The following is a 22392-nucleotide window of genomic DNA, read 5'->3' on the forward strand; positions in this document are numbered from 1 at the left end:
AAGAACAACACAGCCGCCAACCACGCCATACTTCGGCGCCTCGCCCTCAATGTTCTTAGAGCCGATCCCGAAACCATTCCTCTCAGCCACAAACGTCTCAAGGCACGATGGGCTGACCAAGATCTGCTCCGCATCTTCACTCATATGCGATAGCCCTACCCCACAGGGGAGGGTCGACGCGCAGCGTCGGGGTGGGGGTCGCTAAGACGTCCTTTTATCCCCACCCGCGCCTTCGGCGCGACCTCCCGACAAGAGAGAGGTAGACGTGACGCTACTTCGGTCTTTTAAACCGCCTCCTTTCCTTCTCCACCTCTGCCCGGCACACACAGCCTTCGAGATGGTCGTTGACCAGCCCCATCGCCTGCATGAAGGCGTAGACGGTGGTCGGGCCGACAAAGCTCCAGCCGCGCTTCTTCAGCTCTTTCGAGATCCTGACCGAAACCGCGGTCGTCGGATTGGCGCGCAGATGCGCAAGGTCGATGATTTCGGGCCGCTCGCCCGCACCCGGTTCGAACTTCCAGAACCACGCGGCCAGCGAGCCGGCCTCGTCGGCAAGCTCGCGGGCGCGCTTGGCGTTGTTGATGGTCGAGACGATCTTGCCGCGATGGCGGATGATGCCGGCGTTGCCGAGCAGGCGTTCGACGTCCTGGTCGGTGAAGCGCGCCACCTTGTCGAAGTCGAAATTGGCGAAAGCCTCGCGGAAATTCTCGCGCTTGCGCAGGATGGTGAGCCATGACAGACCCGATTGGAAGCCCTCCAGGCAGATCTTCTCGAACAGGCGGCGATCGTCCGCCACCGGCCGGCCCCACTCATGATCGTGATAGTGCAGGTAGTCCGGCAGATTGCCGTGCCAGAAGCAGCGTGCGATACCGTCGGGGCCGTCGAGCAGGCCGGCATTTTCTTGTCCCATCGCCACAAATCCGTTCGTTAATGCGCACAAGCGCCCATTTTACCGTGGCTTTACCAGATTCCTGAACCGGCCGGTAACCACACCAAAAGGTTTACTGACAAGTCGGCATTTTACGCATTCCGATTCATGTTTTGCTTGCCGCTCCGCGCCAAGGATCGTCACGCCGAGGGCCTCCCCGCCCTCGGACGAGTTCGACGATCAAGGTGCGTTCCGATGAAGACAGCGTTCACTTTCGTGCTCGGCGCGGCCGCGGTGCTTGCCGCCGGCGCGACGACCTCTTTCGCCAATGACCGTTATGCCGACAGGCCTCCGGTGATGGTGAGCCCCGACCTTTCGGCACCCTGGGTGCTGCAGCTCGGCCATGCGCCGGGCATCGTGCGTCCGATCCGGCAGGCGACGCAACAGCCGCTGCGGCGGCTTTTCCAGGCGCAGCCCGACCGGCAACGCACCGCGGCCGTGCAGCAGCCGGCCAAGCGCATGGTGATGCGGCCGCAGATCAACCCGATCTACCTGCCGCAGGAAGTGGCCTATGACGGACCGCAGAAGCCCGGCACCATCGTCATCGACACCAAGCAGAACTTCCTCTTCCTGATCGAAAAGGACGGCAAGGCGCGGCGCTACGGCGTCGGCACCGGCAAGCCCGGTTTCGAATGGTCGGGCACGCACAAGATCACCGACAAGAGGGTGTGGCCGGACTGGCGCCCGCCGGCGGCGATGATCGCCCGCGAGGCGGCGAAGGGCCGCTACCTGCCGACCTATCTCGCCGGCGGCATCGAGAATCCGCTTGGCGCGCGTGCGCTCTATCTCGGCACCACCGAATACCGCATCCACGGCACCAACCAGCCCTGGACGATCGGCGGCGCGGTCTCGTCGGGCTGCATCCGCATGCGCAACGAGGACGTCGTCGACCTCTACGAGCGCGTGAATGTCGGAACGACCGTCGAGGTGATATAGTAACTACGAATCAGCCGGTTAGGCAGCGCCGCGTATTTTTGGCGGATGCTGTTGCCCTCAGGCCATAGCGCGCTTTTGGGGAACGTGCTTAGACTGGCAGCGAGTTAACGGGGGACGGGCCGTGTGGGGATACGGCCAGTCACGAAAGGGCAGCGCGGGAGACCGCGCTGCCCTTTTCGTTTCCGCACCGAGTCGCCCCGGAAGCAGCACGTTTCGCTTTCGGGGCTGATTTCCCGGCGGTCCTCTGCTATTGCAGCGCACAAATCTTGGTTTCACGCAGTTCCGGACGGAAAACGGCCTTTCCTGGAATTGCTCCAGAGGGCAGAGGTGCCAGCCATGACCCGGTCCGACGACAGCCGCTATTTGAGAGGCGGTCCGGTCGCCCAGCGCATCATCGCTTCCGTGCGCGATGACGCGGCAATCGCCGCCGCGGAAGGTTTTCCGCCGAAGCTTGTCTCGATCACCGTCGGCGACATTGCCGCGGTCGATGTCTATGTGCGCAATCAGCGTGCCAAGGCCGAACTTGCCGGCATCGGCTTCGAGGAAAGGCGTTTTGCCGCCGACACCACGGCGGGCGAGCTGGAAGCCGCCATCCACGGCCTCAACGCGGATCCGCGCGTCACCGGCATCATCATCCAGCGGCCCGTGCCCGCGCATATCCCGATCAAGACGCTGCAGGCGGCGGTGCATCCACTGAAGGACGTCGAGGGCATGCATCCGGCCTCGATCGGCAACATCGTCTACAACCAGCTCGATCTGGCGCCCTGCACGGCGGCCGCCTCGGTCGAGCTGCTGAAGGAGACCGGCCTCGATCTCAAAGGCCTCGAGGTGGTGGTCGTCGGCCATTCCGAGATCGTCGGCAAGCCGATCGCCTTCCTTTTGATGAGCGAGGGCGCGACGGTGACGGTCTGCCATCACATGACGCGTTCGGTGGCGGCACATGCGCGGCGTGCGGACGCCCTGTTCGTCGCCGTCGGCAGGCCGCGACTGATCAAGGCCGAGATGGTCAAGCCAGGAGCCTGCGTCATCGACATAGGCATCAATTCGGAAATCGGCCCGGACGGCGAAAGCCGCATCGTCGGCGACGTCGACACCGAGAGCGTCAAGGAGGTCGCCTCCTGGATCACGCCGGTGCCGGGCGGCGTCGGCCCGCTCACGGTCGCGATCCTGCTGCGCAACACCATGGTGGCGCTCAACCGCCAGCGGGCGCTTTACCGCGCGACCTATGGCGTGGCGGACCAACTCGCGGCGGAGTAGGCGTGGCGCGTGGCGCGCGCCCTCATCCGGCCTCCGCTTCGCTCGGCTGACCTCTCCCCGAGGGGATAGGAGTTTGTCGGCGCCGGCGCCGACCTCTTCTCCCCCTCGGGGAGAAGGTGGCCGCGAAGCGGCCGGATGAGAGGGCTGCGGCAGCGAAGTTCACTCTGCCGCGACCTGGCCTTCCTCGGCAACGCCTTCGGGCTTCGGGCCGCCATAGGCCCAGTCGAGCAGTTTTATCGTATGCACCACGGGCAGCCTGGCGGCGGACGCGATCTGGGTGATGCAGCCGATATTGCCGGTGGCGACAACTGAAGCACCCGTCGCCTCGATATTCTGGACCTTGCGGTCGCGAAGCTTCGCCGAAATCTCGGACTGCAGGATGTTGTAGGTGCCGGCCGAGCCGCAGCAGAGATGCCCTTCGCGCGGCTCGCGCACGATAAAGCCCGCCTTGGCCAGCAGTTCCTTCGGCTGGTGGGTGATCTTCTGGCCATGCTGCATCGAGCAGGCCGAATGATAGGCGACGATCGTGCCCGGTTTGCGTACAGGTTCGGGCAGGTCGAGATCGGCGAGATATTCGGTGATGTCCTTGGCGAGCGTCGAGACGCGCGCGGCCTTTTCCGCATAGGCCGGATCGAGGCGCAGCATGAAGCCGTAATCCTTGATCGTGGTGCCGCAGCCTGACGCCGTGACGATGATGGCGTCGAGCCCGCCTTGCTCGATGGCGCGGGTCCAGGCATCGACATTGCGCTTGGCTGAGGCAAGGGCCTGATCCTCGCGGCCCATGTGATGAACGAGCGCGCCGCAGCAGCCCTCGCCTTCCGGCACCACGACCTCGACGCCGAGCCTTGTCAGCAGCGAGATCGTCGCCTCGTTGATGGCCGGATCGAGCACCGACTGGGCGCAGCCGGTTAGGATGGCGACGCGGCCGCGTTTAGCGCCCTGCCCGGCGTGCTTGCCCGGTTTCGCCATCGCTGATGCCGGCGGGATCGACGCGGGTGCGAGCTTCAGCATGGCGCCGACCGGCTTCAATGCCGGCAGCTTTTCGAACAGGCCGATGAATGGCCGCCCGAGCCGGGCGAGCTTCAGAGCGGCCCGGAAGCGGCCCGGATAAGGCAGCACGAAAGCCAGCATGGCGCGCGTCAGCCGGTCGAGCAGCGGCCGCTTGTAGGTCTTGTGGATATGGCCTCGGGCGTAATCGACGAGATGCATGTAGTTGACGCCCGAGGGGCACGTGGTCATGCAGGCAAGGCAGGACAGGCAGCGGTCGATATGGGTGACGATCTCCTTGTCCGCCGGCCGTCCGTTCTCCAGCATGTCCTTGATGAGGTAGATGCGGCCACGCGGCGAATCGAGCTCGTTGCCGAGCGTCACATAGGTCGGACAGGTGGCGGTGCAAAAGCCGCAATGCACGCATTTGCGCAGGATCTTCTCCGATTCCGCGACATGCGGATCGGCAAGCTGCGCGGCTGAGAAATTGGTCTGCACACAAAATCCTTACTGTCCGAGGAGCCAGCTTTGCGGGTTCTTGACCGGCTCGCCGCGCTGCAGCGCCTGGATGCCGAGAATGCAGCGGGCGATGAACCAGACGGCGACGGCGAACATGAGCAGGAAGCCGATCACAAGCATCATCAGGACTACGGAGATCAGCGCATAAAGAAGGCCGATCCAGAACGTCCTGATCAGGAATGTGTAGTGGCTTTCGACGAAGCCGCCCGCCTTGCCGCGGTTTATGTAGGCAAGCACGATGCCGACAATGCCGGTCACGCCGATGACGAAGCTGGCGAGGTAGAGAATGTAGATGACCAGCGCGTTGGTCTGGCCCGGCTCCAGCCAGCGGTCGGTCTGACGCGGGCCTGTGTCCGGGCCTGGATCGGTATTGCTCATGGTGCTGCTTCCTCCGTTGACCGAGGAAGAGTAGCAGAGCCGGCATCCGGCGCCATGCGGCCGGGGTTGAGAATATGCTTCGGATCGAACTCGGCCCTGAGCCTGGCCGACAGTGCCGCCAGATGCGGCGGCTGCGGCTCGAACACCGGCAAAGCGGCGCGATGCGAGGCGGCAGCGCGCACCAGCGTCGCGTGGCCGCCGCCATGTTTGCGGACAAGTCTGCGCAGCAGCTCGGCCTCCGGATCGTCCTCGCGCATCGAGAGCCACACCAGCCCGCCCTGCCAATCATAGAAGGCGTCGACGGCCGCATGCATGCGCAGCGCCATCACCATGTGATGCGCATGCGACGGTGCCATCGAGACGCGCCAGACCGGCCTCGCGCCACCATCGGCGAAAGGCGCGCAATCGCGTATGTCGCGCCAGATGGTTTTCGAAGCCTCGCCGGCAATTTCCTGCAGCGGACCGGCCTTGCCGAGCAGCGTCCGCAAGGCCTCGGTGCGATAGACGACCGATGGGCCAAAGCCTTCGACGCGCAGCAGCGTCGCGGCATCGCTGCCGAGATGGCCGGCGGCGACGCGTGCCGCGATCCGCTCCGGCAGATGGGCCGCGCTCGAGACTTCGGCGCTGGAGCCCAGCGCCAGCGCCATGGCGGCGACGGCGGCATCGTCGAGCAAACCGCGGATTGCCAAAGTCATCTCGGTTTCGGCAGCAGGCAGGACCTTAAAGGTGACATCGGTCAGCACGGCGAGCGTGCCCCAGCTTCCCGCCATCAGCTTGGAAAGATCGTAGCCGGTGACATTCTTGACGACGCGGCCGCCCGACTTGAAGGCCTCGCCGCGGCCCGAAACCGCCGATATGCCGAGGATATGGTCGCGCGCCGCACCCGCCTTGAGACGCCGCGGGCCGGACAGGTTGGAAGCCAGCACGCCGCCGATGGTGCCGTTCTTGCCTCCTTGGCCCGGCTCGCCGCCGAGCAGCGGGCCGTAGTCCATCGGCTCGAAAGCGAATTGCTGGCCGTTTTCTGCGAGCAGCTTTTCGATTTCGGCGAGCGGCGTGCCGGCCTTGGCCGACAACACCAGCTCGGCCGGTTCGTAGAGGGTGACGCCGGTGAGCTTCGACAGCTCGAGCGTGTGTTCGGTCTGCAGCGGACGGCCGATGCCGCGCTTGGAACCGTGGCCAAGGATTTCCAGTGGCGCTTCTTCGGCGGCCGCCCATTGGATGGTGGAGAGGACTTCGGCGGAAGTGGATGGGGTGAAGGTGGTCACGGCGACGCAGCCATCTCGAAAGTGGATACGTCGAGTTCCTTCGCGCCCCCCTCTGTCCTGCCGGACATCTCCCCCACAAGGGGGGAGATTAGCGGCTCCGGCGCCCCGCTCAATCCTGCAACGTCGACAATTGGCGAAAGCCGCGATGACAGCCGATCTCCCCCCAAGTGGGGGAGATGTCCGGCAGGACAGAGGGGGGCGCGACAGAACGCCCACGTGCGAATTTGAGCCCTCATCAAAACCTCGGAATGTCCGGGAACGCCACTTGCCCCCGATGCACATGCATGCGGCCGAGCTCGGCGCAGCGGCGGAGCTGCGGGAAGACCTTGCCGGGGTTGAGCAGATGGTTGGGGTCGAAGGCGCATTTGACCCGCATCTGCTGGTCGAGGTCGATCTGGTTGAACATCTCCGGCATCAGGTCGCGCTTCTCGACGCCGACGCCATGCTCGCCGGTCAAGACGCCGCCGACCTCGACGCAGAGGCGCAGGATGTCGGCGCCGAAACTCTCGGCCTTGTCGAGTTCGCCCGGCACATTGGCGTCGTAGAGGATCAGCGGATGCAGATTGCCGTCGCCGGCGTGGAAGACATTGGCGACGCCCAACCCATATTTCTCGGAAAGGTCGCGCATGCCGGCGAGCACGCGCGGCAATTCCTTGCGCGGGATGGTGCCGTCCATGCAGTAATAGTCGGGCGAGATGCGGCCGACCGCAGGGAAGGCCGCCTTGCGGCCGGCCCAAAAACTCAGCCGCTCCTGCTCCGATTGCGAAATGCGGCAGGTGGTCGAGCCGTTGCGGTAGGCGATCGCCTCGACGAGACCGATCAGATGATCGACCTCGACGCTCGGTCCGTCGAGCTCGACGATAAGCAGCGCCTCGACATCGAGCGGATAGCCGGCGTGCACGAAGTCCTCGGCCGCATGGATCGCCGGGCGATCCATCATTTCCATGCCGCCCGGGATGATGCCGGCGCCGATGATGTCGGCGACGCACTGGCCGCCCTCTTCGCTGGTCGGGAAGCCGATCAACAGCGCGCGCGCCGTCTCCGGCTTCTTCAGGATGCGCACGGTGACCTCGGTGACGACGCCGAGCAGGCCTTCCGAGCCGGTCATGACGCCGAGCAGGTCGTAGCCTTCCTGGTCGAGATGGCTGCCGCCGAGCCGCACCACCTCGCCATTCATCAGCACCATCTCGATGCCCAGCACATTGTTGGCGGTGAGGCCGTATTTCAGGCAGTGCACGCCGCCGGAGTTCTCCGCGACGTTGCCGCCGATCGAGCAGGCGATCTGGGAGGATGGATCGGGGGCGTAATAAAAGCCCTCGTGCTCGACGGCGGTGGTGATGCCGAGATTGGTGACGCCCGGCTGGGCGACGACGATGCGGTTGGGGTAGTCGATCGCCAGGATTCGGTTGAAGCGGCTCATCACGAGAAGCACTGCATCCTCGAGCGGCAGCGCGCCGCCGGAGAGCGAGGTGCCGGAGCCGCGCGGCACGACGCGGATGTTACGCTCGTTGCAGTATTTCAGCACGCGCGATACCTGCGCCACCGTCTCCGGCAGCACCACCACCAGCGGCAATTGGCGGTAGGCGGTGAGGCCGTCGCTCTCGAAGGCGCGCATTTCGTTCGCCGTATCGACGACGCCCTCGCCCGGCACGATGATGCGCATGTCGGCGACGATCTCGGCGCGCCGGCGCAACGTCTCGGCATCTGGCTCGGGCATGGCAAGGCCGGACATGGGCCGCCTCATCTGGCTTGACTGGTCAAAATCTTTTACCGATGAAGCGCGGTCGTTGCAAACCCTGCTTTGGTCGGGATCGGGCGTCGACCATAGGTGCGCGCTTCCGCAGCGGCAATCTGCCGCTGCGCATCCATCGCGGTTTGAGGAGCTTCGCGGACTATTCGCCCGGATGCTTGGCCGGCTCGGAGTGCAGCCGCCGCACGCGGCGCACGCCCCACCAGACGAGCAGGATGGCGACCGGCACCGAAGCCGCGGTGACGACTTCCGGCGTGAAAGCGTGACCGAAGACCGACGCGCCCTTGGCGACATAGCCGATGAGGCCGACGACATAATAGGAGACGGCGGCGACCGAGAGGCCTTCGACGGTCTGCTGCAGGCGCAGTTGCAGCCGGGCGCGGTTGTTCATCGAGGCCAGCAGGTCGCGGTTCTGCTTCTCGACCTCGACATCGACCCAGGTGCGCAGCAGCGTGGTGGTGCGGGTGAGTTTTCGCGAAAGATTGGCCTGGCGCTCCTCCACCGAGCGGCAGGTTCGCATGGCCGGCGCCATGCGCCGCTGCAGGAAGCCCGCCCAAGTGTCGTAGCCCTGCACGGGCTCCTCCTCAAGCGCCCCCAGCCTCTCGGTGACGATGCCGTCATAGGCGCGGCTGGCGCCGAAACGGTAGAGGCTGGAGGCGGCATCGGCCTCCAGTTCGGCGGCGAGTTCGGTGAGGTCGGCGAGCAGCGTCTGGCTGTCGCGGGTCTCGGCCGCCTTCATTTCCAGCGTCGTCTGCGCCAGCCGGTCTTCGATGCGGCGGGCGCGGCCGGACAATGTCAACGCCAGCGGCAGGCCAAGCATGGCAAGCGTCCGGTAGGTTTCAATGTCGATCAGCCGCTGCGACAGCGCGCCGGTGCTGGCAGGCGTCAGGCTGCGATCGAGCACCAGAATGCGGGTCAGCCCATCGCCATCCTGGCGGAAATCGGTGACGATGGCCGCGGCACCGCGCTCGACCAGCGAATGACAAAGGCTGGTCGGGTCGAAATCGGCGATCAGCTCCTCGCTCGCCTGCGTCCATTTGCGGATCTCGAGCCGGATGCCGGAGATCACCGTTCCCGGCGGCGAGAAGCCGTTGCCGAAGGGCGAATCCTCCTGGCCCCGGCCGTTTTCGGCCAGCGGCCCCTCCCAAAGGTAAGTCGAAAATTCCGTGTGCCGTTCCCAGCGCAGCGTGCCCTTGCCCCACTTCATGGCGTGATGGCGGGCGTAACGCTCGGGCGCGGCGATGCCGAGGCGCCGCGACAATTCGGACAGTACGGCATGATCGACGGCCGCGCCGCCCTCGGTCATGAAGGAAAGCTGGACAAGCACGCGCGGCTTCTCGATCAACGGATGCGGACGGGCATGGACCTCGCCCAGCGCGCCGGGGCGCCCCTCATACGCCGGAAAGCCCATGACGCTGCCCTGGGCGCGTGGCTGGAATTCGAGGTTGGACGTCTCGTCCGACACGGGTTGGCCCCCTGGTTTCGACCCTTCGTGCAATCGGGTTGTCTTGCGGCAATCGGCAAGGCACGTAAACAGCAAATTTGAGCAGCCGTCGATGCAACGGCGCGGCGCCAGAACCGATCGGATCCGGTGAATTGGATAAATAATTTGACCAGATTGGCGACAGAGGCTTTAATCTGCGCGACGTCCATCCCGTTCCCAGGCGCCCCTCCGTTGAGCGACATCTTCTCCAGGATCGAGCATTCGCGCACCGCCGACGAGGTGGTGCAGCAGATCGAGAGCCTGATCCTCGAAGGCGTGCTGCGTACCGGCGACCGGCTACCGGGCGAGCGCGAGCTGGCGCGGCAGTTCGACGTGTCGCGGCCCATCCTGCGCGATGCGCTGAAGGCACTGGAAGCGCGCGGGCTGCTGACCACAAGGCCGGGCGGCGGCACGCATGTCGCCGACGTCATCGGCCAGCTTTTCACCAAGCCGGTGACCGATCTGATCTCGATGCACCGCAAGGCGGTGACCGATTATCTGGAATACCGGCGCGAGATCGAGGCGATCGCGGCCGAATACGCGGCGCGGCGCGCGACGCCCGAGGACCTTGCCCTGCTCGACCGCATCATGGCGCGCATGGACGAGGCGCACCGGACCGGCGACTTCGACGACGAGGCGGAGATCGACGTCGAATTCCATCACGCCGTCTGCGAATGCGCGCACAACATCATCCTCCTGCACACGTTGCGCTCCTGCTACCGACTGCTCTCCGATGGCGTGTTCCAGAACCGGCTTCTGGTGTTCACCGTGCCCGGCGCGCGCGAGGCGCTGCTCGGGCAACACCGGGCAATCCACGCCGCGATCAAGGCGGCGGACCCGATCGCGGCGCGCAAGGCGGCGATGGACCACATCACCTATGTCGAGCGCTCCATGGCGGAAGCCGAGCGCAGCGGCGACTGGCAGCGCGTCTCGCGGCTGAGGCTGAGACAACGCTCGGAAGCCGGCGACATCGAACCTACACGCAAACGCTCCTAAGCACTGATCAAGCGGGGACCACCATGAGCGACATCCTGACCATCGCCGACCTCAAGGACATGGCGCGCCGCAAGGTGCCGAAGATGTTCTTCGACTACGCCGATTCCGGCGCCTGGACCGAGAGCACCTACCGGGCTAACGAAGAGGATTTCGGCAAGATCAAGTTCCGCCAGCGCGTGCTGGTCGACATGAGCAACCGCTCGCTGGAATCGACCATGATCGGCCAGAAGGTGGCGATGCCGGTGGCGCTGGCCCCGACCGGGCTGACCGGCATGCAGCATGCCGACGGCGAGATGCTGGCGGCGCAGGCGGCGGAAGAGTTCGGTGTGCCGTTCACGCTGTCGACCATGAGCATCTGCTCGATCGAGGATGTCGCCTCGGTGACCAAGAAGCCGTTCTGGTTCCAGCTTTACGTGCTGCGCGACAAGGATTTCGTGCTCGATCTCATCGACCGCGCCAAGGCGGCGAAATGCTCGGCGCTGGTGCTGACGCTCGACCTGCAGATTCTCGGCCAGCGCCACAAGGACGTGCGCAACGGGCTCTCGGCGCCGCCCAAGATGACGCTCGCCAACATCATCGACCTGGCCATCAAGCCACGCTGGTGCCTGGGAATGGTCGGCACGCCGCGCCGCACCTTCCGCAACATCGTCGGCCACGCCAAGAGCGTCGGCGACGTCTCTTCCCTGTCGTCCTGGACGACGGAGCAGTTCGATCCGCAGCTGTCGTGGAAGGACGTCGCCTGGATCAAGGAGCGCTGGGGCGGCAAGCTTATTCTGAAAGGCATCCTCGACAAGGAGGACGCGCTGATGGCCGCCGAGACCGGAGCGGACGCGATCGTGGTCTCCAACCATGGCGGCCGGCAGCTCGACGGCGCCGCCTCCTCGATCTCGGTGCTTGAAGAAATCGCCGATGCCGTCGGCGACCGGATCGAGGTGCATATGGATGGCGGCATCCGCTCGGGCCAGGACGTGCTCAAGGCGCTCTGCCTCGGCGCCAAGGGCACCTATATCGGCCGACCGTTCCTCTACGGGCTCGGCGCGATGGGCAAGGCGGGCGTCACCAAGGCGCTGGAGATCATCCGCAAGGAGATGGACATCACGCTGGCGCTGTGCGGTAAGCGTTTGGTAACCGACATGGGCAAGGACCAGCTGCGGCGCTAGGCCTTGTTCACCGATCCGCCTTAGTTTCCCGTAATGAACGATACGGGAAGACGTACGCATTGACTGAGACCGGCATTCATTTTCTCGACGCGCGCGGGCCGGACGGCATGCGGCTCTATGCCATCGGCGACGTGCATGGCCGTCACGACCTGCTTGCCGCCATGCACCACCGGATCGAGACCGAGCTGGAACACGCGGCGGCATCCGACTGGCGCATCATCCATCTCGGCGACTATACGGACCGGGGCCCGGACTCCAAAAGCGTCATCGATTTCCTGATCGCGGCACGAGAGCGCGATCCGCGCAACCTGATGCTCGCCGGCAATCACGATATCGGCTTCCTCGATTTTCTCGACCGCCCGGACCCGGACGGGCTATTCATGCGCTATGGCGGCGTTCAGACCGCGGCGTCGTACGGGGTCAAGCTCTCGACCGGCAGCAGCTGGTTCGGCAGGCCGGACGAGGCACTGGCGCACGGGCACGCAGCCTTGGTCGAAGCGGTGCCGCAAGCCCATGTCGACTTCCTGCGCTCGCTGTCCTTTTCGGTGACCTTCGGCGACTTCTTCTTCTGTCACGCCGGCATCAGGCCCGGCATCCCGCTCGAAAGCCAGAGTCCGCAGGACCTGATCTGGATCCGCGACGCCTTCCACGACCACCCCGGCCTTTATCCTAAGGTGATCGTGCACGGGCACACACCGGTCCCCGAGGCAGAAGTGATGGCCAACCGCGTCAATGTCGACACGCTCGCCTGGCAATCGGGAACGCTGAGCGCGTTCGCCGTCGACGGCGCCGAAAAGCGTGTCCTGGCGGTCGAGGGAAAGGCGCTCTGATCCCGACTGTGGGATCGGCTTTCCGCCTCTGGGGAGGGATCAGGCTTTAGCGAAGCGCGGCGGTGACGCCGTAGCCGTCGACGGCCTGATGATTGTTGGCCGCGTCGGCGGAATAAATGCCGAGGCCGCACACGACGATGGCAGACAGCATGACAAAGGACAAAAGCGCTGCTTTCACGGACGTCATCTCTGGTTAAGGTTTCTGCATCTGTGCACGAGGCGGTTACCAATGCGTTGAAACGATAAAATGCGTCTCAATGTTTCGACGATTTCGCGCTTTTAGGCAGATTCTGTATCGCCGGTGTGTCGCTTGGATCACACAGAAGGTTCATCGCGGTTGCACAGGCGATACAGGGCGCGCGCCTTCTAGAGTGGCGGGCGAGCACAAGCCAAGGACGAAGCAGGTTTTCCCCAAGCGGAACCGCCGTCGCGTGCCAATTATGTCACGCTTGGCGCGGCGGTCGGCGAGATGATCAGATCGTCGCCACCCAGGCGCGGGCAATGGCGAGCCCGGCGGCGTCGGCGTCGGGCCCGTTGCGGGCCATTTCGTCGTCGAGCTTGCCGGCCCAGTCGGGATGGCGCTCGGCGATCAACGTCGCGAAGGAGGTGCTCCAGTCGCGCACCAGCGGGCGATCCGCCTCGAAATGGAACTGGAAGCCGTAGACGGCGCGACCGATGCGAAAGGCCTGGTTCTGGGCGACATCGTTGCCGGCGAGCCACACGGCCTCCTCAGGCAGGTCGAACGTGTCGTCGTGCCATTGGAAGATCGGGAATTTTTCCGGCAAGGCGCCGAGCACCGGATCGGCCTTGGCTGACGTTGTCAGCGACACGCCACACCAGCCGAATTCGACTGCGCCGCCGATGTGGTTCTCGGCGCCAAAGGCGCGGGCGACGAGCTGGCTGCCAAGACAGATGCCGAGCACCGACCGGTCCTTGCCGGCGAAATCGCGCGTCAGTTCGAGCAGGGCTGGAAAATAGGGATAGTCATGATCGTCCAGCGCATTCTGCCCGCCACCCAGCACCACCATGGCATCGTGACCGTTTGCGTCCTGCGGCAGCGGGTCGCCCTGGTAGGGGCGGCGCAGGTCGAGCTCGGCTCCGGCCTCCGCAAGCGCGGCGCCGACCTGGCCGAGGCCGGTATTGTCGTAGTTCTGGACCACCAGCACCCGCATCTAGAAATCCTGCTGACATGAAAATGCTGGGTCGAGCGATATCATGGCGACCGCATTTCAGCCAAGCTGCGTGCCGGAGAGAAAGCTATGCCACTGCAGAACCGGGTCGATCCGTTCGGCATCATCCACGCCGTACCCCAGCGCGGGCTGTTCATGGGCAATCGCGGCATCATCCATGATCCGGAGACGAAGACGCTGCTGAAGAAGCGCTGGGCCTTGCCGGCCTGGATCATCTGCGTCTGCGAATTCCGCAACGTGCGGCGCGAGGCGATGGGCCGCAACAGGCCGGGCGGCAAGGCCGGCTGGACCGAACTGTTCTTCCTCGACGAGGTGACGGCACTGGCCGCCGGCCACCGGCCCTGCTTCTTCTGCCGGCGCGAACGGGCGACCGATTTCGTCAGCCGTTTCGGCGAGGCCTTCGGCATTGCCGTGCCGCGCGCACCGATGGTCGACAAGCGGCTGCACAAGGAGCGACTGGCTTCGGGTGGGCGGCCTCCGGCTGTCGCCGTGGAAGAGCTTGGCGCCTTCCCGAATGGGACGGTGGTGGCGGATGGCAGCACTGCTTATGCGCTCCGCGACGGCACGGCGCTAAGATGGTCGTTTGCAGGCTACGATGATCCAATCGCATTCGACGGCCTTGCCGGGAAGCTGCTGCGGCTGATCACGCCCGCCACGAACGTCTCAGTACTCAGACAGGGCTACGTGCCGGTCTGGCATCCCTCCGCCGATACTTGACGCCACCCCGCGCCTCGCCCATTCCCAAGCAGATATTCGAGGGATGTCCCACGAATATCTGCTTAGATTCCCTTGTTTTTCGCAGGTTCTGATCGCAAAACCGCAGGACACTTTTGCGGAACCTGCTTGGGCTATGCGCGCCAACTACAAAATGCAGCGACTGTTCGTGCCGGACGATCTCGGACCGGGCGTCGAATTCGATGCCGGACAACAGCAAAGCCATTATCTCGCGCATGTGCTGCGGCTCGGCGAAGGCGCGGAGGTCCTGCTCTTCAACGGCCGCGACGGCGAGTGGTCGGCTTCGATCGCCGCCAAATCCAAGAAGGCGGTGCGGCTCAAGGTGCTTTCCCTGCAGCGGCCGCAGCCGCCGCTACCCGATCTCGTCTATTGCTTCGCCCCGCTGAAGCAAGGCCGGCTCGACTATCTGGTGCAGAAGGCGGTGGAGATGGGCGCCGGCATCCTGCAGCCTGTCATCACCCAGCATACGCAAGTGGCGAAGCCCGGCATCGATCGACTGCGCGCCAACGTCGTCGAGGCGGCAGAGCAATGCGGCATCCTGGCCGTGCCGGAAGTGCGCGAGGCGGAGAAGCTGGAGCGGCTGCTCGGCGGCTGGGACAAGGGACGGCGGCTGATCTTCTGCGACGAGGATGCCTCGACCAACAATCCGCTGCCGGCCTTGCAGAAGGTGCAAGAGAAAAAATTTGCGCTGCTGGTCGGACCCGAGGGCGGATTTTCCGACGATGAGCGCAAGATGCTGAGGGCGCTGCCCTTCGTCACCGCCATCCCGCTTGGACCGCGCATCCTGCGCGCCGATACGGCGGCGGTGGCGGCGCTTGCCGTGATGCAGGCCGCGATCGGGGACTGGTGATCAAATCCAGTTGAGCCGTGGCTCAGGATTTTTCGCTTGATCGGCTACTGACATTTCGTCCATCTAGCGCCCGGCGGTCGACCGACCTACTACAGCGCCGCGCGTCCTTTCGGACGCGCAGAGGACGCTGTAGCACTTTGATTTGGCGCATGATCCTTTCCGAAAATCGAAGCCGATTTTCGGGGTCACGCGGCGGGAGGGCTTTCTAATGGCGCGCGACACAACCGATACCAGTCCCATCGAAGGCATCGACGAACTCGTCGGCTACCTGGCCGCGGGCAACAAGCCGCGCGACAAATGGCGGATCGGCACCGAACACGAGAAATTCCCCTTCTATGTCGACGGCAACGCGCCGGTGCCCTATGGCGGCGAACGCGGCATCCGCGCCATACTCGAAGGCATGCAGGAAAAGCTCGGCTGGGATCCGATCATGGATGCCGGCCGCATCATCGGCCTGGTCGAGCCGACCGGCCAGGGCGCGATCTCGCTGGAGCCCGGCGGGCAGTTCGAGCTTTCCGGCGCGCCGCTGGAGTCGATCCACCAGACCTGCCGGGAGGGCAATGCGCATCTGGCGCAGGTGCGCGAGATCGCCGAGCCGCTCGGCATCCGCTTCCTCGGCCTCGGCGGCAGCCCGAAATGGTCGCTGGCCGAAACGCCAAAGATGCCGAAGTCGCGCTACGAAATCATGACCCGCTACATGCCGAAGGTCGGCTCCAAGGGCCTCGACATGATGTACCGCACCTGCACGATCCAGGTGAATCTCGACTTCGAGAGCGAGACCGACATGCGCCGCAAGATGCAGGTGTCGCTGAAGCTGCAGCCGCTGTCGACGGCGCTGTTCGCCAATTCGCCGTTCACGGAGAGCCAGCCGAACGGGCTGCAGAGCTGGCGCGGCGACATCTGGCGCGACACCGACAACCAGCGTTCCGGCATGCTGGAATTCTGCTTCGCGCCCGACTTCGGCTTCGCCGATTATGTCGAATGGGCGCTCGACGTACCGATGTATTTCGTCATCCGCGACGGCCACTATCACGACATGACGCGCTACACGTTCCGCCAGTTCATGGCAGGGGCCGCGCGCGCGCAAGTGCCTGATGGGCTGCCGACAATGGGCGACTGGGCGAACCACTTGTCGACCCTCTTCCCCGATGTGCGGCTGAAGCGTTTCCTTGAAATGCGCGGCGCCGATGGCGGGCCGTGGCGGCGCATCTGCGCGCTGCCGGCCTTCTGGGTCGGACTGCTCTATGACGAGCAGGCGCTGGACGCCGCCGAGACGCTGACATCGAGCTGGACCTACGAGGAGGCGCTGGCGATGCGCAATGCGGTTCCGGAACACGGCATTTCGGCGCCGTTCCGCAACGCCACCTTGCGCGAGGTCGCCCGCGACGTGCTCGCCATCGCTCGCATGGGGCTGAAGAACCGCGGCAAGAAGAACCGCGACGGCTATGACGAGACGTCTTTCCTCAACACGCTCGATGAAGTCGTGGCGCGCGGCACCACCAGCGCCGAGGAGATGCTTTCGGCCTATCACACGCGCTGGGGCGGCTCGATCGAGCCGGTGTTCATGGAATATGCCTATTAACCGTCGGGCTTCCGCCTGACGGTGGCGCGGCAAAAGCTGCTTCAATCGGGGATGGAAACGAACTAGGCTCCTGCGCGAGGAATTGCGGAGGAGATCCCATGCCTTCCCTGTTCGATATGTTTTCGCAAGCCCAGAACGGCGCCGCCATGCAGGCGCTGGCCCAGCAGTATGGCCTGTCGATGCAGCAGACCCAGGCCGCGGTGCAGGCGTTGCTGCCGGCCTTCTCGCAGGGGCTTCAGCGCAACACGGCCGACCCCTATGGAATGGGCGCCTTCATGACGGCGATGGCGAGCGGCCAGCACGCCAAATATTTCGAGGACGCCAGCCGGGCCTTCACGCCGCAAGGCATAGACGAAGGCAACGGCATCCTCGGCCATTTGTTCGGCTCGAAGGATTTGTCGCGCGCCGTCGCCGCCCAGGCCGCGCAGGCGACCGGGCTCAGCCAGCAGGTGCTGCAGCAGATGCTGCCGGCGATGGCCTCGATGATGATGGGCGGGCTGTTCAAGCAGACCAACAACCAGATGCAGGCCGCCGGCGGCTTTGGCGGTAGCGGCAATCCGCTCGGCGAAATCATCGAGGAGATGATGCGGCAGGCAGGCGGCGGCGCGCAGGCGCCGCAGCCGCGTCAGGCGCCGCCGCCCAATCCTTATGGCGACAACCCGCTCGGCAAGGTGTTGCAGGACATGTTCGGCGGCGGCGCGCAACAACCGCAAAGCCAACCGCAACAGACGCCCAATCCTTACGGCGACAATCCGCTCGGCAAGGTGCTGCAAGACATGTTCGGCGGCGGCGCGCAGCAGCCGCAGCAAACCCGATCTCCGCAAACGCAAGGCCCCTATGGCGATAGTCCGCTCGGCAAGATCTTCGAGGAGATGCTGCGCCAAGGCAGCGGCTTCGGCACGCCGGGCGGACAGCCGGCGCCACAGACGCCGCAACGCCAACCCCAACAGAGTCAGCCGCCGCAGCCGCAAACCAATCCGAGCGGCCGGCCTCGGAACCCGTTCGACGATATCTTCGGCAGAATGTTCGAGACCGGCGCGCAGCAGCGCGACGAGTATCAGAAGGGCATGGAGAGCATCTTCGACCAGTTCAAGCGCGGCATGGACCGGCGTTGAATATCGGATGCCTCGGAGCAACATTCCGTAAGCAAGAGACTCGAGCAAATGCGCCGCAACCCTCGCGGTGACTGGTTGCCGGTTGGAGTTTATCAATTACAACTTCACCATCGAGTATTGTGAATTATAAGGAAAAGCGGGATGCGCCCTTCGTCCTCTATGTTGCTACTGATGCTTGCCGCATCGTTGATGGGCTGCACAACAAGCCACGGAAACGCTGGTCAAAGCTCGAAGAACGAGGCGCAATGCGTTGGCTTCGGCTTTGAAAAAGGTACGGATGCTTTCGCTAACTGCATGATGCAGCTTTCACTGCGGCAGGGGGGCCCGCAGCAGCAAGACCACGACACCCTTGTCAATCAATACAGAAGCCGCAGCAAGGCCCGACAGGGTGACGATCGTTATCCCGTATGCAGCGCCGCGAACATGGATGCTGAGTTGGATATTACGACGGGTAAGTGGGTCGGTCCCGATTGCCAGATGGCGCCAGATTAGAGCCCGCATCCATAGATGGCTTTTACTGTTTTCATTAATTTAAGTGCGGCTGACGGCAACCAATTCTCCCGGTCATGAGTCGAAGCCTATAAAAAATGCCCGGTCCTGGAGGAGAACCGGGCAATCTGCAGGCTGGCCGGCGGGGAACCGGCTGGGAGTGTGGGAGCCTGCATGAAACTTGGTCGCGCTTAGCCTTCAAAAGGTTCAAGGCGACCGAAAAGCCTGAGGCCTAAACCTGTCAGGCAACCTTGCGGGCGAGATCCTCTATGTGTCGGCACGCTCTTCTGTGATCGCGCGCAGCTTCACCGTCGGATCGCGGCCGAAAGGCACGCCGACGGCGACATGGAGATCGGCGCGGGTCAGGCCGATATCGGCAAGCTCGGCATCCGACATCTCCCCGAGGCGATAGAAGGCGCGGCGGTTTTTCCAGGCGCGACAGGCGTCGACGACTGCATTGAGCACGCGCGTCGCAACGGCCGGACGCGTGGTGATGCGCGGGGTCTCGGAGGCGAATTCGATCGTGGTCATGTCAGTCTCTCCTTCAGGAGTCGAGCGGACGAAACCGGCCAAACGGCGCCTGGGAGGAGCGCCGTTCCGGATTCCATTCACATGCTTTCATGTGGACGATGCCAATTTGCCATCACGTGATTGATTAATCCAACGAATGTTTTTAATCTGTACCATCAACATCAATGATGGGTTTGACCGATGAAAGCGCCTCTCGATCTCGATCAGTTGCAGACCTTCATCTCGATCGCCGACACCGGAAGCTTCACGCGGGCAGCCGAAGAGGTGCACCGGACGCAGTCGGCGGTGTCGATGCAGATGCGCCGGCTGGAGGAGCGGATCGGCAAGCCGCTGTTCGAAAAGGACGGGCGCACCAACAAGCTGACCGAGGAAGGCGACAGGCTGCTTTCCTATGCGAGGCGGCTGATCTACCTCAACCGCGAGACGCTCGCGGCCTTCGACGACCAGCGGCTCGAAGGTACCATCCGTATCGGCACGCCGGACGACTATGCCGACCGCTTCCTGCCCGAGATCATGGCGCGCTTCTCGCGCTCCAATCCGCGTGTGGAGCTCACAGTCATCTGCGAGCCGACGCCGGGACTGGCCGAGCACATCAAGCGCGGCAATCTCGATCTCGCGCTGGTGACGCACAACGACACGCGCGGCCAGTCGGAAGTGGTGCGGCGCGAACCGCTTTTGTGGGTCACCTCGGCCAACCACGCCACGCATGAGCAGGAAATCCTGCCGATGGCATTCGGCCGGCCGAACTGCATCTGGCGACGCGCGGCCGTCGACGTGCTCGACCGGCAAAATCGCGAATATCGCGTGCTGTTCTCCAGCTTCTCGGCCACCGTGATCACCGCCGCCGTGCTGTCCGGCCTCGCCATCTCGGTGCTGCCGGAATGCGCGCTCAGGCCCGGCATGCGCGTGCTCGGCGAAGCCGACGGGTTCGACACGTTGCCCGATTGCCGGATCGGCATCATGCGCGGCCAGACCTCGCAGCCCGAGATCGTCGACGCGCTGGCCCGCCACATCGCGGAAAGCCTCGACAACATTTCCGTGCCGGTCAGCGAAGAGACGGGAAGCTTCGACTTCGCCGCCCTCGCCTATGCCAAGATGAAGCGGTCCAAGCCCAGCCAGATCCTGCCCGGCTGGTAGGGTCAAGCGCGGGCGGCGGCCGGCTCGACCTCGTCCGGCGAAGCCAGACCGGAGAGGCCTAGCAGTTGCACCGGATCAAGTGGAGGCGACAGGAAATAACCCTGCAGTTGCCGGCAGCCCATGGCGACCAGCAGCATCTTCTGCGCCTCGGTTTCCACGCCCTCGGCGGTGACGTCGACCCCGAGCGCGACGGCGAGATCGATCAGCGCCTTGACGATCGCCGCCGAGTTGCCGTCGCCATCGAGAAGCCGCACGAAGGAACGGTCTATCTTGAGCTTGTCGATGGCGTGGCGGCGCAGGTAGCTCAGCGACGAATAGCCGGTACCGAAATCGTCCAGAACGATGCCGACGCCCAACTGACGCAAGCTGGCCAGAGCCGTCCTCGAAGCATCGCTGTTGTCCAGAAGCACGCTTTCGGTGATCTCGAACTGGAGGCGCTGCGGCGCCAGCCCGGTGTCGGCGAGGATCAAAGCGACCTGCTCGGGAAAGCCAGCGTCGCGCAACTGCAGCGGCGACACGTTGACGGCGAGCCACGGCAAGTCGGTCCGCACGGCGAAGCGGCAGGCCTCCTGCAGCACCCATGCGCCGAGTTGGCCGATCATGCCGCGCTCCTCGGCGATGGCGATGAACTGTGCCGCCGGCAATGCGCCATGCACCTCATGCCCCCAGCGGATCAGCGCCTCCGCGCCGAGGATCGTCTTGCCGTTCGCCGCGAACACCGGCTGGTAGGCGAGCCTGATGCCGGTCCCGCCGTCGAGGGCCTTGCGAAGCTCGGTCTCGACCTTGCGCTTGCGCAAGAGCAAGTCATCCATGTCGCCGGCGAAGATCTGATGCCGGCCTCGGCCATTCTTCTTGGCTTCGTAGAGCGCGATGTCGGCCTTGCGCAGCAGATCGTCGGCATCGGTTTCGCCGCCGGCCGATAGCGCGATGCCGATCGAGGCGCTGACGAAGACCTGATCCTCCATCAGCTTGAACGGCTCCTGCAACCTCTGCAACAGCCGCTCGGCGACATCCTCGGCGGCACGGACATCGCGGATGTCGACGAGGATCAGCGCGAACTCGTCGCCACCCAGCCGCGCCACGGTATCCACCTCGCGAACGGTGTGCTGGAGCCTGGCCGCCGTCTGACGCACCAGCTCATCCCCCGCAGGATGGCCGAGCGTGTCATTGATATGCTTGAAGCGGTCGAGATCGAGATAGAGCAACGCCACCCTTCCTACGTCGTGAACCGTCATGTCCTGGCTGGCCCTGAGCAGAGCCCGCCGCAAGCGGTCCTCGAACAAGGCCCGGTTGGGCAGACCGGTGAGCGTGTCGTGGAAGGCGAGATATTGCGCCTCATCCTGGCTGGTCTGCAGCGCCGACGAGGCGCGGCGGAGCCTGCGCAGCAGGAAAGTCAGAACGCCGGCCGCCACCAGCAGCGCCAAGCCCAGCGCCGGCGCCATCTTGCGCACCAGGGTGAGGCCGGGCCGTTCCTGGTCCCAGCCGATATAGCTGAGAATGACGCCGCGGGAATCGACCAGCGGAACGGCGGCCGCGCCGACCGGTTGCGATAACGGCATGAGGTGCGCGCCGTCGAGCAGGTATTTTTCGGCGATCTTGTTGATGACGGCGTCGTTGATGAACTCCACCGACACATGCAGATATTCGGTGCCAGGCGCCTGCGTGACCCTGTCCGTGCTCGGCACCAGCGGCATGACGCTCAGGATCGCCGGCTTGCCGGCAAGCGACACCAGGTCCTGCGCGACCATCTTGGCCGTCTGACCGGACGCATCGGCCTTCGGCGGCTCAGCCAGCATGCGGCGCAGCTTCTCGATGGATGGCTGCAAGGCAGGCTCGTCATCGCCAAAGGCGGACGGATCGACCACCTTGCCTTCCTGCATGGCGTGGATGGGACGGTCAGCGGCATCGAGAATGTAGACGCGGTTGTGACCGTAATAGGTATACATCCAGACGCTGAGGTTCTCTTCAATCCAGCTCTGATTGCCCGCCCTCACATTGGTGACGGAATCGTCCCAGACGGTTACGCTTTCCTGCTCCCGCTCGACTGCCGCGATCTGATCCTCGAGGCCATCGGCGATGAACATTTTCTGATGTACGAGCGAGGCATTGTCGGCCTGAGAAGCGGCGTAAAAGCCGAAGCCGACGACCATGGCCAGCGCGAAAGCGGCAAGCGTCAGCACGGTCAGCGTGACTTGATGCGTCAACGGGCTGCTGTTGTTGCGCGCGCTCATGCGTCCCCGGCCGGCTCTCCCGCCGCCAGTCAAAGCAAATCGG

21 protein-coding genes are annotated in these 22392 nt (G+C 64.5%); 11 read left to right on the forward strand and 10 right to left on the reverse strand.

All coding sequences use genetic code 11. The annotated features are described in order from the left end of the window. Nucleotides 1–271: 271 nt before the first annotated feature. The gene (locus P9236_RS14445) at nt 272–910 is read right to left on the reverse strand and encodes a DNA-3-methyladenine glycosylase I (protein WP_278075309.1); all 639 of its coding nucleotides are present in this window, start codon (nt 908–910) and stop codon (nt 272–274) included. 213 nt (nt 911–1123) lie between these two features. On the opposite strand from P9236_RS14445, the gene P9236_RS14450 reads away from it, so the two are divergent. Then, nucleotides 1124–1864 (forward strand): L,D-transpeptidase, encoded by a 741-nt coding sequence (locus tag P9236_RS14450; protein ID WP_278075310.1) that lies wholly within the window; start codon nt 1124–1126, stop codon nt 1862–1864. A 336-nt stretch (nt 1865–2200) separates the two neighbouring features. Then, a complete protein-coding gene (locus tag P9236_RS14455; protein WP_278075311.1) occupies nt 2201–3121 on the forward strand; it encodes a bifunctional 5,10-methylenetetrahydrofolate dehydrogenase/5,10-methenyltetrahydrofolate cyclohydrolase in 921 nt (306 codons plus the stop codon). A 159-nt stretch (nt 3122–3280) separates the two neighbouring features. Here P9236_RS14455 and glcF read toward each other — a convergent pair whose 3' ends face one another. The 5 genes from glcF to P9236_RS14480 form a co-directional block, all read right to left on the reverse strand. Next, nucleotides 3281–4606, reverse strand: a complete 1326-nt coding sequence (gene glcF / locus P9236_RS14460) for a glycolate oxidase subunit GlcF (RefSeq protein WP_278075312.1) — start codon at nt 4604–4606, stop codon at nt 3281–3283. Nucleotides 4607–4615: 9 nt separating this feature from the next. Further along, nucleotides 4616–5005, reverse strand: a complete 390-nt coding sequence (locus P9236_RS14465; RefSeq protein ID WP_278075313.1) for a DUF4870 domain-containing protein — start codon at nt 5003–5005, stop codon at nt 4616–4618. Further along, a complete protein-coding gene (gene glcE / locus P9236_RS14470; RefSeq protein WP_278075314.1) occupies nt 5002–6270 on the reverse strand; it encodes a glycolate oxidase subunit GlcE in 1269 nt (422 codons plus the stop codon). The genes P9236_RS14465 and glcE overlap by 4 nt, the downstream gene beginning before the upstream one ends. A 235-nt stretch (nt 6271–6505) precedes the next feature. Beyond that, nucleotides 6506–8002 (reverse strand): FAD-linked oxidase C-terminal domain-containing protein, encoded by a 1497-nt coding sequence (locus P9236_RS14475; protein WP_278075315.1) that lies wholly within the window; start codon nt 8000–8002, stop codon nt 6506–6508. Between the two features lie 160 nt (nt 8003–8162). Next, complete coding sequence (locus tag P9236_RS14480; protein ID WP_278075316.1) at nt 8163–9485, reverse strand: DUF3422 family protein; 1323 nt, start codon at nt 9483–9485, stop codon at nt 8163–8165. A gap of 210 nt (nt 9486–9695) precedes the next feature. Here P9236_RS14480 and P9236_RS14485 point away from each other — a divergent pair, with 210 nt between their 5' ends. From P9236_RS14485 to P9236_RS14495, 3 genes are read left to right on the forward strand one after another with little or no spacing between them, the layout of a single operon-like run. Further along, entirely contained in the window at nt 9696–10499 is an 804-nt protein-coding gene (locus P9236_RS14485) for an FCD domain-containing protein (RefSeq protein WP_278075317.1), read from the forward strand. A 23-nt stretch (nt 10500–10522) separates the two neighbouring features. Next, nucleotides 10523–11659, forward strand: a complete 1137-nt coding sequence (locus P9236_RS14490; protein WP_278075318.1) for an alpha-hydroxy acid oxidase — start codon at nt 10523–10525, stop codon at nt 11657–11659. A 59-nt stretch (nt 11660–11718) separates the two neighbouring features. Then, nucleotides 11719–12489, forward strand: coding sequence for a metallophosphoesterase (locus P9236_RS14495; protein ID WP_278075319.1), 771 nt, complete (start codon nt 11719–11721; stop codon nt 12487–12489). A 46-nt stretch (nt 12490–12535) separates the two neighbouring features. Here P9236_RS14495 and P9236_RS14500 read toward each other — a convergent pair whose 3' ends face one another. Both P9236_RS14500 and P9236_RS14505 read right to left on the reverse strand, forming a co-directional pair. Next, nucleotides 12536–12667: a hypothetical protein gene (locus P9236_RS14500; protein ID WP_275955501.1), complete on the reverse strand. Its 132-nt coding sequence runs from the start codon at nt 12665–12667 to the stop codon at nt 12536–12538. A 295-nt stretch (nt 12668–12962) separates the two neighbouring features. Continuing rightward, complete coding sequence (locus P9236_RS14505; protein ID WP_278075320.1) at nt 12963–13661, reverse strand: type 1 glutamine amidotransferase; 699 nt, start codon at nt 13659–13661, stop codon at nt 12963–12965. An 87-nt stretch (nt 13662–13748) separates the two neighbouring features. Here P9236_RS14505 and P9236_RS14510 point away from each other — a divergent pair, with 87 nt between their 5' ends. From P9236_RS14510 to P9236_RS14530, 5 genes are all read left to right on the forward strand, one after another. Beyond that, nucleotides 13749–14396 (forward strand): hypothetical protein, encoded by a 648-nt coding sequence (locus tag P9236_RS14510; protein WP_278075321.1) that lies wholly within the window; start codon nt 13749–13751, stop codon nt 14394–14396. A 133-nt stretch (nt 14397–14529) separates the two neighbouring features. After that, on the forward strand, nt 14530–15264 hold the full coding sequence (locus P9236_RS14515; RefSeq protein ID WP_278075322.1) for a 16S rRNA (uracil(1498)-N(3))-methyltransferase: 735 nt from the start codon (nt 14530–14532) through the stop codon (nt 15262–15264). 208 nt (nt 15265–15472) lie between these two features. Next, nucleotides 15473–16846: a glutamate--cysteine ligase gene (locus tag P9236_RS14520; protein WP_278075323.1), complete on the forward strand. Its 1374-nt coding sequence runs from the start codon at nt 15473–15475 to the stop codon at nt 16844–16846. 98 nt (nt 16847–16944) lie between these two features. Next, on the forward strand, nt 16945–17961 hold the full coding sequence (locus tag P9236_RS14525) for a DUF937 domain-containing protein (RefSeq protein WP_278075324.1): 1017 nt from the start codon (nt 16945–16947) through the stop codon (nt 17959–17961). Nucleotides 17962–18102: 141 nt separating this feature from the next. Continuing rightward, nucleotides 18103–18453, forward strand: coding sequence for a hypothetical protein (locus P9236_RS14530; protein WP_278075325.1), 351 nt, complete (start codon nt 18103–18105; stop codon nt 18451–18453). Between the two features lie 264 nt (nt 18454–18717). Here the strand turns inward: P9236_RS14530 and P9236_RS14535 are convergent, their stop codons facing one another. Beyond that, nucleotides 18718–18981 (reverse strand): DUF1127 domain-containing protein, encoded by a 264-nt coding sequence (locus P9236_RS14535; protein WP_278075326.1) that lies wholly within the window; start codon nt 18979–18981, stop codon nt 18718–18720. A 180-nt stretch (nt 18982–19161) separates the two neighbouring features. Between P9236_RS14535 and P9236_RS14540 the strand changes: the two genes are divergently transcribed. Beyond that, nucleotides 19162–20118: a LysR substrate-binding domain-containing protein gene (locus tag P9236_RS14540; protein WP_278075327.1), complete on the forward strand. Its 957-nt coding sequence runs from the start codon at nt 19162–19164 to the stop codon at nt 20116–20118. A 2-nt stretch (nt 20119–20120) separates the two neighbouring features. On the opposite strand, the gene P9236_RS14545 is transcribed toward P9236_RS14540, so the two are convergent. Next, a complete protein-coding gene (locus P9236_RS14545; RefSeq protein ID WP_278075328.1) occupies nt 20121–22349 on the reverse strand; it encodes an EAL domain-containing protein in 2229 nt (742 codons plus the stop codon). Nucleotides 22350–22392: the final 43 nt, after the last annotated feature.

Origin of the sequence: Mesorhizobium sp. WSM4884 (genome assembly GCF_029625675.1) — a bacterium.
In the GTDB taxonomy this organism is placed as follows: Bacteria; Pseudomonadota; Alphaproteobacteria; order Rhizobiales; family Rhizobiaceae; genus Mesorhizobium.